Origin of the sequence: Pseudomonas cyclaminis, from assembly GCF_015163715.1 — a bacterium.
GTDB classification, from domain to species: Bacteria; Pseudomonadota; Gammaproteobacteria; order Pseudomonadales; family Pseudomonadaceae; genus Aquipseudomonas; species Aquipseudomonas cyclaminis.
Genome location: NZ_JADDUM010000078.1, coordinates 39295 through 50698 on the forward strand (window position 1 = coordinate 39295; position 11404 = coordinate 50698).

The 11404-nt window shown below is 61.4% G+C and carries 5 protein-coding genes; 4 read left to right on the forward strand and 1 reads right to left on the reverse strand.

Annotation, left to right across the window (positions count from 1 at the left end; genetic code table 11):
* Nucleotides 1-6: 6 nt before the first annotated feature.
* Nucleotides 7-2946, reverse strand: coding sequence for a bifunctional [glutamate--ammonia ligase]-adenylyl-L-tyrosine phosphorylase/[glutamate--ammonia-ligase] adenylyltransferase (glnE, locus tag IQK56_RS11705; RefSeq protein WP_193901705.1), 2940 nt, complete (start codon nucleotides 2944-2946; stop codon nucleotides 7-9).
* A 383-nt stretch (nucleotides 2947-3329) separates the two neighbouring features.
* Between glnE and aceE the strand changes: the two genes are divergently transcribed.
* From aceE to msrA, 4 genes are all read left to right on the forward strand, one after another.
* Nucleotides 3330-5975: a pyruvate dehydrogenase (acetyl-transferring), homodimeric type gene (aceE, locus tag IQK56_RS11710; protein WP_099583732.1), complete on the forward strand. Its 2646-nt coding sequence runs from the start codon at nucleotides 3330-3332 to the stop codon at nucleotides 5973-5975.
* 11 nt (nucleotides 5976-5986) lie between these two features.
* Nucleotides 5987-7636: a dihydrolipoyllysine-residue acetyltransferase gene (gene aceF, locus IQK56_RS11715; RefSeq protein WP_099583733.1), complete on the forward strand. Its 1650-nt coding sequence runs from the start codon at nucleotides 5987-5989 to the stop codon at nucleotides 7634-7636.
* 304 nt (nucleotides 7637-7940) lie between these two features.
* Entirely contained in the window at nucleotides 7941-10634 is a 2694-nt protein-coding gene (locus tag IQK56_RS11720) for a putative bifunctional diguanylate cyclase/phosphodiesterase (RefSeq protein ID WP_193901706.1), read from the forward strand.
* Nucleotides 10635-10706: 72 nt separating this feature from the next.
* Complete coding sequence (gene msrA / locus IQK56_RS11725; protein WP_099583735.1) at nucleotides 10707-11354, forward strand: peptide-methionine (S)-S-oxide reductase MsrA; 648 nt, start codon at nucleotides 10707-10709, stop codon at nucleotides 11352-11354.
* Nucleotides 11355-11404 lie beyond the last annotated feature (50 nt).

The window sequence follows — 11404 nt, forward strand, 5'->3', positions numbered from 1 at the left end:
AGTGTTTCAGCTCAACCCCAGCGCCTGCCAGATACGCATCACCTGTCGCCGTTCGTCGGCAAACTGTTCGCCAGTGACCGTACCGGCCTCGTTTTGCAAGGCCTGGCGATGCGCGGCGGAACGGTAGGCCTTATACACCTCGCGCAGCAGATGGGCATCGGCGGCGGGCATCAACCCCACCTGCTCCAGGCCTTCCAGAATGCGGATATTGTCGGTGTAGCGCAGCAACGACGGGTGCTGGGCAGACCACGCCAAAGCCGCGTATTGCACCATAAATTCAATATCGACGATACCTCCGGCGTCCTGCTTGAGGTCGAACACCGTCGTGGCGTCGAAGGCATTGGCGCCGGTACCGGCCGTAGTGGCCTTGGTGCCCAGGTTGTCACGCATTTTGGCGCGCATCTCGCTGACCTCCTGGCGCAGCTTCGCCAGGTCTCGTTCACGTCCCAACACTTTAGCCCGTACCTGCTCGAACGCACGGCCCACATCCTGGCTGCCCACCAGTACCCGCGCGCGGATCAGGGCCTGATGTTCCCAGGTCCATGCTTCATTTTGTTGATAGCGGTCAAATGCGCCGAGGGAACTCACCAGCAAGCCCGACGCACCGGAAGGCCGCAGGCGCATGTCCACTTCGTACAACTGGCCGGAGTTGGTCTGGGTGGTCAGCAGGTGAATGATGCGCTGGCCCAGGCGCGTGAAGAACTGCGCGCCGTCAATCGGCTTGGCGCCATCGGTCTCGGCCTGCGGGTCGCCATCGTGGATAAACACCAGGTCCAGGTCCGAACCATGCCCCAGTTCGATGCCGCCGACTTTCCCATATCCGACAATGATGAACCCAGGATCGCACAGGGTGCCGTCCAGCCGCTGCGGCGAGCCGTGGCGCGCCACGGTCTGGCGCCAGGCCAGGGCCAGCACTTGTTCGAGGATGGCCTCGGCGAGCCAGGTCAGGTAGTCACTGACTTTCATCAACGGCAGGCTGCCGGCGATTTCCGAAGCGGCCACGCGCAGGCGGTGGGCAAGCTTGAAGTGGCGCAGGGCTTCCATCTGCTGCTCAAGGTCGTCCTCGGGAATACGCGTGAGGCGCTCGCGCAGTTCAGCGGCGAGTTCCGGCGCCAGGGGTGGCTTGAACAGGCGACCTTCGTTGAGCAACTCGTCCAGCAGCAGCGGGAAACGCGTGATCTGCTCGGCAATCCACGGGCTGGCGGCGCACAGGGTCAGCAGGCGGCGCAAGGCATCGGGGTTTTCCGTGAGCAGTACCAGGTAGGCGGAGCGGCGGGCGACGGCCTCCACCAGTGGCAGCACGCGCTCCAGCACCAAGTCCGGATTGGCATGTTCGACGGCCTGGGCCAGCAGGCGTGGGATGAACGCATCCAGGCGCTCACGGCCGAGGCGCTGCATCGCACGCAACTGCGGGCTGCCGCGTAGACCGGCCAGGGCCTTGAGCGCCTTGGGCGCGTCGGTGAAACCGCCTTCGGTCAATTGACGGCAGGCGGCGTCTTCATCTTGGGATTCTTCCCACAGCGGCAACCACTCACCGCCTACGACCAACTCGCTTTCTTCGCCCTCTTCTTCATCCGGGTCGGCAATCACCTGGCGGAAGTGCCAGTCCACCCGGCCACGCCAGTACATCAGGCGCTCATGGAACGCGGCCCAGTCGGCAAAGCCCAGCATAAAGGCAATGCGTGCCTGGTCTTCCGGGGTGTTGGGCAGCATCTGGGTCTGGCGGTCGGCAATCGCCTGGATCGCGTGTTCGGTGTAGCGCAGGAATTCATAGCCATTGCGCAACTCGGCGATCACCGCCGGCGGCAGGTAACCCTGGCCTTCGAGCGTGCCGAGCACTTTGAGCAGCGGGCGTTGCTGCAGGCTCAAGTCACGACCGCCGTGAATCAACTGGAACGCCTGGGCGATAAATTCCACCTCGCGGATGCCGCCAGAGCCCAACTTGATGTTGTCGGCCATGCCTTTGCGCCGCACTTCCTGCTGGATCAGCTGCTTCATGGTGCGCAGCGCTTCGATGGCGGAGAAGTCCAGGTAGCGGCGGTACACGAACGGTCGCAGCATATCGAGCAACTGCGCACCGGCCACCTGGTCGCCGGCCACTACACGCGCCTTGATCATGGCGTAGCGTTCCCAGTCGCGGCCCTGATCCTGGTAGTACTGCTCCAGCGCGTTGAAGCTGAGGACCAGTGCACCGGCCGAACCGTAGGGACGCAAGCGCATATCGACGCGGAACACAAAACCGTCGACGGTCATTGGGTCGAGGGCCTTGATCAGTTTTTGACCAAGACGAATGAAGAATTCCTGGTTATCCAGTGAACGCTTCACGCCCACCGTCTCGCCGCCTTCGGGGTAAGCGAAGATCAGGTCGATATCCGACGAGAGGTTCAACTCCACCGCGCCGAGCTTGCCCATGCCCAGGATGACCATGTGCTGCGGCTCGCCGCTGCGCCGGCCGGTGGGGGTACCGAACTGCACGCAGTGGCGCTGGTACAACCATTGATAGGCCTGGTCGATGCTGGCGTCGGCCATGTCGGAAAGATCACGGCAGGTTTGCACCAGATCGGCCTGGCGGGTCAGGTCGCGCCAGATAATCCGTACTTGCTGGCGCGTGCGCTGGCGACGCAAGACGCGGCCCAGTTCGTCTTCTGTTTCAGCCTGTTGCACAGCGCCTGCAATCTGCCCGCACAGCTCGCCCGGCGCAAAGCCGCGGTCCAGCTCGCCCCAGGCCACCAGCTCCAGCAACATCAAAGGGTCACGAACACTCTGTTCAATCACGAAATCACTGGCGGCGCACACGCGGGTGAAGTCGGCCCAGCGTTGCGGCGTCCACGCAGAAAGGCCATGATCGTCGTCCAGCGCGGCCACTGCGTCACGAAATGACTGCTCGGCCCGCTGGGCAATTGAAAGGAGAATGGCCGGCAATTCGGCCAGCGTTGGAAGGCTCATGGTCTATCCTTGATCGGCGCGCAAATGGCTTGTAGTTGTGAACGCAAGCACCGCGCTCGATGAAGGACTGTCGAACAAAGGTTATAAATAGCTGAAAATTGATAATTATTGGCAGGTAACATTAAGCTCATACCTTTTCTTGTTCGCAAAAGATCAACAATAACGATTATGCTCACCAGCCAGACCGAGCCATACGCTCAGTCTTGTGTAGTTTTACTACTCGTATATACATTCGAAAGGCTGAAATGGCCGACGATTTGTAGTAAAACTACAGGACGCCGAAGCAACCTTCGGCCATCCAAGAATTTATGTCGTCTGCCCACAAGGCCAGTCGCAAACTTCAGGCAACCGATTCTGGTAGCCTTTCCGCCCTGGAGCAAGCCATGCAAGACCTCGATCCCGTCGAAACCCAGGAATGGCTGGACGCCCTGGAATCGGTTCTCGACAAAGAAGGCGAAGACCGTGCTCACTACCTGATGACCCGTATGGGCGAACTCGCGACCCGCAGCGGCTCGCAGTTGCCTTACGCCATCACCACGCCATACCGCAACACCATCCCCGTTACCCACGAAGCACGCATGCCTGGCGACCTGTTCATGGAACGCCGCATTCGCTCGCTGGTACGTTGGAACGCCATGGCGATGGTAATGCGCACGAACTTGAAAGATTCGGACCTGGGCGGTCACATCTCCAGCTTCGCATCCAGCGCAACCCTGTATGACATCGGCTTCAACTACTTCTTCCAGGCCCCGACCGACGAACACGGCGGCGACCTGATCTACTTCCAGGGCCACACCTCGCCAGGCGTCTACGCCCGTGCGTTCATGGAAGGTCGCATCACCGAAGACCAGATGAACAACTTCCGCCAGGAAGTGGACGGTGGCGGCTTGTCGTCCTACCCACACCCTTGGCTGATGCCTGATTTCTGGCAGTTCCCGACCGTTTCCATGGGTCTGGGTCCAATCCAGGCGATCTACCAGGCTCGCTTCATGAAGTACCTGGAAGCCCGTGGCTTCATTCCGGAAGGCAAGCAGAAAGTCTGGTGCTTCCTGGGCGACGGCGAGTGCGACGAGCCGGAATCCCTGGGCGCCATCTCCCTGGCCGGCCGCGAGAAGCTGGACAACCTGATCTTCGTCATCAACTGCAACCTGCAGCGCCTCGACGGCCCGGTTCGCGGCAACGGCAAGATCATCCAGGAACTCGAAGGCGTGTTCCGCGGTGCTCAGTGGAACGTGACCAAAGTCATCTGGGGCCGTTTCTGGGACCCACTGCTGGCCAAGGACGTGGACGGCATCCTGCAACGTCGCATGGACGAAGTCATCGACGGCGAGTACCAGAACTACAAAGCCAAAGACGGCGCGTTCGTACGTGAACATTTCTTCAACACGCCTGAACTCAAGGCGATGGTTGCCGACCTGTCCGACGACGAGATCTGGAAACTCAACCGTGGCGGCCACGACCCGTACAAGGTCTACGCGGCATACCACGAAGCGGTGAACCACAAAGAACAACCGACCGTCATCCTGGCCAAGACCATCAAGGGTTATGGCACGGGTGCTGGCGAAGCGAAGAACACTGCGCACAACACCAAGAAGGTTGATGTTGAAAGCCTGAAGCTGTTCCGCGACCGCTTCGACATCCCGGTCAAGGACGAAGAGCTGGAAGACCTGCCGTTCTTCAAGCCAGAGCCAAACAGCGCCGAAGCCCGCTACCTGAGCGAGCGCCGTACTGCACTGGGCGGTTTCGTACCCCAGCGCCGCGCCAACAGCTTCGCCGTACCGACGCCGGACCTGAGCACCCTCAAGGCCATCCTGGACGGCTCGGGCGACCGTGAAATCTCCACCACCATGGCCTTCGTGCGGATCCTCGCGCAACTGGTCAAGGACAAGGACATCGGCCCGCGCATCGTCCCGATCATCCCGGACGAAGCCCGTACCTTCGGTATGGAAGGCATGTTCCGTCAGTTGGGCATCTACTCCTCCGTCGGCCAGCTCTACGAGCCAGTCGATAAAGACCAGGTGATGTTCTACAAGGAAGACAAGAAGGGCCAGATCCTCGAAGAAGGCATCAACGAAGCGGGCGCCATGAGCTCCTTCATCGCTGCCGGTACTTCGTACTCCAGCCACAACCAGCCGATGCTGCCGTTCTACATCTTCTACTCGATGTTCGGCTTCCAGCGCATTGGCGACCTGGCTTGGGCAGCAGGCGACAGCCGTACCCGTGGCTTCCTGATCGGCGGCACCGCCGGCCGCACCACGCTGAACGGCGAAGGCCTGCAACACGAAGACGGTCACAGCCACATCCTGGCTGCCACCATCCCGAACTGCCGCACCTTTGATCCAACCTACGGCTATGAGCTGGCGGTGATCATCCAGGACGGCATGAAGAAGATGACCGAAGAGCAGCAGGACGTTTTCTACTACATCACCGTGATGAACGAGTCCTACCAGCAGCCAGCCATGCCGGCCGGTGTCGAGGAAGGCATCATCAAGGGCATGTACCTGCTCGAAGAAGACACCAAGGAAGCAGCGCACCACGTACAGCTGATGGGCTCCGGCACCATCCTGCGCGAAGTGCGTGAAGCGGCGAAGATCCTGCGTGACGAATTCAACGTCGGCGCCGACGTATGGAGCGTTACCAGCTTCAACGAACTGCGTCGCGACGGCCTGGCCGTAGAGCGCAGCAACCGCCTGCACCCTGGCCAGAAGCCAGCCAAGAGCTACGTCGAAGAGTGCCTGGCCGGCCGTAAAGGTCCAGTCATTGCCTCTACCGACTACATGAAACTGTTTGCTGAACAAATTCGCCAGTGGGTCCCGTCCAAGGAATTCAAAGTCCTGGGCACCGACGGTTTCGGCCGTAGTGACAGCCGCAAGAAGCTGCGTCACTTCTTCGAAGTCGACCGTCACTTCGTGGTGTTGGCAGCCCTGGAAGCCTTGGCTGACCGTGGTGAGATCGAACCTAAGGTAGTGGCTGACGCTATCGTCAAGTTCGGGATCAACCCGGAAAAACGCAACCCACTGGACTGCTGAGGAGATTTTTTGTGAGCGAACTCATTCGCGTACCTGACATCGGCAGCGGTGAAGGTGAAGTAATCGAGCTGTTTGTGAAGGTCGGCGACAAAGTCGAAGCCGACCAGAGCATCCTGACCCTGGAATCGGACAAGGCGAGCATGGAAATCCCTGCTCCCAAGGCCGGCGTGGTCAAGAGCCTGAAAGTGAAGCTGGGCGACCGCCTGAAAGAAGGCGACGAACTGCTGGAACTGGAAATCGAAGGTGCCGCTGATGCGGCCCCTGCGGCTGCCCCTGCAGCCGCTGCTGCACCGGCGCCTGCCGCTGAAAAGCCTGCCGCTGCTGCCGAGGCCCCAGCGGCCCCGGCTGCTGCACCAGCCGCCGCCTCTGTTCAGGACATTCACGTCCCGGACATCGGCTCGTCGGGCAAGGCCAAGATCATCGAGTTGCTGGTCAAGGTCGGCGACACCGTCGAAGCCGACCAGTCGCTGATCACCCTGGAGTCCGACAAGGCCTCCATGGAAATCCCTTCGCCGGCTGCCGGCGTGGTGGAGAGCATCGCAGTCAAGCTGGAAGACGAAGTCGGCACCGGTGACTTCATCCTCAAGCTGAAAGTACAAGGCGCCGCACCGGCTGCCGCTCCAGCACCTGCCGCCGCTCCGGCTGCTGCAAAGGCTGAAGCTGCACCGGCCGCCGCCCCTGCACCTGCTGCAAAAGCCGAGGCCGCACCGGCCCCTGCTGTTGCCGCACCTGCGCCAAGCGGCGCCAAGGTTCACGCTGGCCCGGCGGTACGCCAACTGGCCCGCGAATTCGGCGTCGAGCTGAACGCCGTATCGGCCACTGGCCCACACGGCCGCGTGCTGAAGGAAGACGTGCAGGTTTACGTCAAGGCCATGATGCAGAAAGCCAAGGAAGCTCCGGCTGCCGGCGCTGCTACCGGCGGCGCAGGCATTCCACCGATTCCGGTCGTGGACTTCAGCCGCTTCGGCGAGACCGAAGAAGTGCCGATGACCCGCCTGATGCAAATCGGCGCGTCGAGCCTGCACCGCAGCTGGCTGAATATCCCGCACGTGACCCAGTTCGACCAGGCCGACATCACCGACCTGGAAGCTTTCCGCGTTGCGCAGAAAGCCGTGGCCGAGAAGGCTGGCGTGAAACTGACCGTGCTGCCACTGCTGCTCAAGGCCTGTGCACACCTGCTCAAGGAACTGCCGGACTTCAACAGCTCGCTGGCGCCAAGCGGCAAAGCGATCATTCGCAAGAAATACGTGAACGTCGGCTTCGCGGTAGACACTCCTGACGGCCTGCTGGTACCGGTCATCAAGAACGTCGACCAGAAGAGCCTGCTGCAACTCGCTGCCGAAGCGGCTGCGCTGGCTGCCAAGGCCCGCGACAAGAAGCTCACCGCAGACGACATGCAAGGCGCCTGCTTCACCATCTCCAGCCTCGGGCACATTGGCGGCACTGGCTTCACGCCAATCGTCAACGCGCCGGAAGTGGCGATCCTGGGTGTATCCAAGGCTACCATCCAGCCAGTCTGGGACGGTAAAGCGTTCCAGCCGAAGCTGATGCTGCCACTGTCGCTGTCCTACGATCACCGTGTGATCAACGGCGCGGCCGCTGCACGCTTTACCCAGCGTCTGAGCCAGCTGCTGAACGACATTCGCACTATCTTGCTGTAAGTCTCTACAGGCCTCCCCTTTACCGGGGGGGTCTGGTTGCACCGATTTCCGAGCGCCACGCTCGTACCTCAACCCCGTCAATTTGGCGGGGCTTTTTTTTGCTTTTTTATACAGACAGAACAGGGTTGTACACCTTCTGTCACCGCGCCTACAGAAATCCGCCGCTCGGCCGATAACCCGCTTATAGCACTTAGCCTTCATCCTCTCTTGTCAGTCTGTGCTGCATGATGCAACCTTGCCATAGGCAACAGAAAAGAGGGCGTGAGCCCGGCGCCGTGCGCGTTATTTGAAGTGAGTTCCCCCCATGAAAAGCCAACCCGATGTCGCCCGTATGGCGGCCGAGGTAGTGACGCAGTTACCGGTGCCTTCGCGCCTCGGTATGCTGCGTTTCGAGCGGCTTAATGAGGCTAGCTGGGCCCTCCTGTACCTCGACCCCAATTGCGAGCGCCAATTCGGCCTGCCGGCCGTCGAACTGTGTGCCCTGCTCGGCACGCCCTATGCCAGCCTGATGGAGCCCCAGGCGCGCTATCAACTGCACGACACCATCCAGCAACAACTGACCCTGAGCCCTCACTATCTGGTGCGCTACACCCTGCACACCAGTGGCGGCCCCCTGAGCCTGCTGGAAATGGGCGAAGCCTACAAACAACACAATCGGCATCTGCTGCGCGGCTACCTGATGGTGGTCGACGGCCTGTTCAGCGAACCCTTTTCAGCTGCGCCCACGGCGGACCTGGAAAGCCAGAACAGCCGCCTGCAAATCGCCCTGGAACTCAACCAACGCGCCCAGCAGGAACAACTGCAGCATCTGGAACGCGTGCGCGCCCAACAGGAGCTGATCCTGCTGCTGGCCCGCCAGCGCTACACCGTCAACAATTCGTTGCAGGAAGCCGCCGAGCTGATCACGCGCAGCGCCTGCGATATCTACCAGATCGACTGTGCCAGCATCTGGAACCTCGAAGGCCAGCGCCTGGCGCCCATCTCGGCTTACCACCGCGACGACCAACAGCACCATCTGCCCGAGCCCATCGATGCCAGCCGCTTCCCGGATTATCTGGAAGCCTTGCACAGCAGCCGCGCCATCGATGCCACCAACGCCATGCGCGACCCGCGCACCCGCGAGATGGCCGAGAACCTGCGCAACAGAGACATCCACGCCATGCTCGATGCGAGCATCCGCGTCGACGGCCAGGTGGTCGGCGTATTGTGCCTGGAGCAGTGCGGCAGCCCGCGTGACTGGCAGGCTGACGAAATCGCCTTCGCCGGCGAGCTCGCGGACCAGTTTGCGCAAGTGATCAACAACCACAACCGCCGCACCGCCACCAGCGCCCTGCACCTGTTCCAGCGGGCAGTGGAGCAAAGTGCCAACGCCTTTCTGCTGGTCAACTGCGACGGCGTGGTGGAGTACGTCAACCCGAGCTTTACCGCGATCACCCAGTACAGCGCCGAAGAAGTCCACGGCCACCGCCTGGCGCAACTGCCCGCGCTGGAAAACCTCAGCGAATTGCTGTTCGACGCGCCGTCGAGCCTGGCCAAGAGCAACAGCTGGCAGGGCGAATTCAAGAGCCGGCGCAAGAACCTCGAACCCTACTGGGGCCAGCTGTCGATTTCCAAGGTGTATGGCGACAACCGTGAGCTGACGCACTACATCGGCATCTACGAAGACATCACCCAGACCAAGCTGGCCCAGCAGCGCATCGAGCGCCTGGCGTACACCGACAACCTGACCAACCTGGGCAACCGCCCGGCGTTTATCCGCAACCTCGATGAACGCTTTGCCCGCGACAGCGACAGCCCGATCAGCCTGCTGCTGGTGGACATCGACAACTTCAAGCGCATCAACGACAGCCTCGGCCACCAGACCGGCGACAAGCTGCTGATCAGCCTGGCCCGACGCCTGCGCAACAGCCTGAGCGCCGGCGGCAGCCTGGCGCGCTTTGCCAGTAACGAGTTCGCGGTGCTGCTCGACGACACCGACCTGGAGAGCGGCCAGCAGGTTGCCAGCCAACTGTTGGCGACGCTCGACAAACCGATGTTCGTCGACAACCAGCTCATCAGCGTCACCGGCTCCGTGGGCCTGGCCTGCGCGCCGCTGCACGGCCGCGATCCACAGACCCTGATGCGCAACGCCGGCCTGGCCCTGCACAAGGCCAAGGCCAACGGCAAACACCAGGTCCAGGTGTTTACCGAAGCGCTGAACGCCGAAGCCAGCTACAAGCTGTTCGTGGAAAACAACCTGCGCCGCGCCCTGACCCAGAACGAACTGGATGTGTTCTACCAACCCAAGCTGTGCCTGCGCAGCGGCCGGTTGCTGGGCATGGAAGCGCTGCTGCGCTGGAACCACCCGGAAAAGGGCATGATCCGCCCCGATCAGTTCATCAGCGTCGCGGAAGAGACCGGGCTGATCATCCCCATCGGCAAATGGATCGCCCGCCAGGCCTGCCGCATGAGCAAGCAACTGAGCGCCGCCGGCATGGGCAACCTGCAGGTGGCGATCAACCTGTCGCCCAAGCAGTTCTCCGACCCGGACCTCGTGGCCTCGATTGCCACCATCCTCAAGGAAGAAAAGCTGCCAGCCAACCTGCTGGAGCTGGAGCTGACCGAAGGCCTGCTGCTGGAAGCCACCGAAGACACGCGCCTGCAACTGGACCAGTTGAAGAGTTTCGGCCTGACCCTGGCCATGGACGACTTCGGCACCGGTTACTCATCGCTGAGTTACCTGAAAAAATTCCCCATCGACATCATCAAGATCGATCGCAGCTTTATCCACGAAATCCCGGACAACCAGGACGACATGGAAATCACCTCCGCCGTGATTGCCATGGCCCACAACCTCAAGCTCAAGGTCGTGGCCGAAGGCATCGAGACCGCCGAGCAACTGGCGTTCCTGCGCCGGCATCGCTGCGACGTGGGCCAGGGCTACCTGTTCGACCGGCCCATCCCCGGCGCAGAGCTGCTTGAGATGCTCAAACGCTACCCGCGCGGGCCAATCGCCTGACAGCGCGGTAACACTCGGGCACACTGGCTGTCTGAATTCTTACCTTACTCAATCTGACTGAGAGGACTGATCATGGTCTTGCGCTCGGAAATCCTGGTGAACAAAAACGTGCTGCCTACTCAAGAACAAGCGTTGCCTGGTCGTGAAACCCCGATGAACCTGCCGGAGACGCATTTCGTCAACGGCAACCCCCTGCTGGGCCCCTTCATGGACGACGTCGGCTTCGCGATCTTCGGCCTGGGATGCTTCTGGGGTGCGGAGCGCAAGTTCTGGCAGCGCGATGGCGTGGTCAGCACCGTAGTCGGCTACGCGGGCGGCTTCACGCCAAACCCGACTTACGAAGAAGTCTGCTCCGGCCTGACCGGCCACAGCGAAGTGGTGCTGGTGGTGTATGACCAGGCCAAAGTGAAATACGAAGACCTGCTGAAAATGTTCTGGGAATTGCACAACCCGACCCAGGGCATGCGCCAGGGCAACGATATCGGCAGCCAGTATCGCTCAGTGATCTATGCGACCACGCCGGAGCAATTGGCTGCGGCAAAGGCCAGCGCCGAGGCGTATCAGGCTGAACTGACCAAAGCGGGCCTTGGTGTGATTACCACCGAGATCGACGAGGCGCCAACGGTGTACTTCGCCGAGACGTATCACCAACAGTACCTGGCGAAGAATCCCCAGGGTTACTGCGGGATCGGCGGCACTGGTGTGACTTGCCCGATCTAAGATCAACATGAATCAAAATGTGGGAGGGGGCTTGCCCCCGATGGCGGAGT

Excerpts from the sequence above, each read along its gene's own strand:
- aceE (WP_099583732.1), top strand. The coding sequence starts at position 3,330 with ATGCAAGACCTCGATCCCGTCGAAACCCAGGAATGGCTGGACGCCCTG.
- msrA (WP_099583735.1), top strand. The coding sequence starts at position 10,707 with ATGGTCTTGCGCTCGGAAATCCTGGTGAACAAAAACGTGCTGCCTACT.
- IQK56_RS11720 (WP_193901706.1), top strand. The coding sequence starts at position 7,941 with ATGAAAAGCCAACCCGATGTCGCCCGTATGGCGGCCGAGGTAGTGACG.
- glnE (WP_193901705.1), bottom strand. The coding sequence starts at position 2,946 with ATGAGCCTTCCAACGCTGGCCGAATTGCCGGCCATTCTCCTTTCAATT.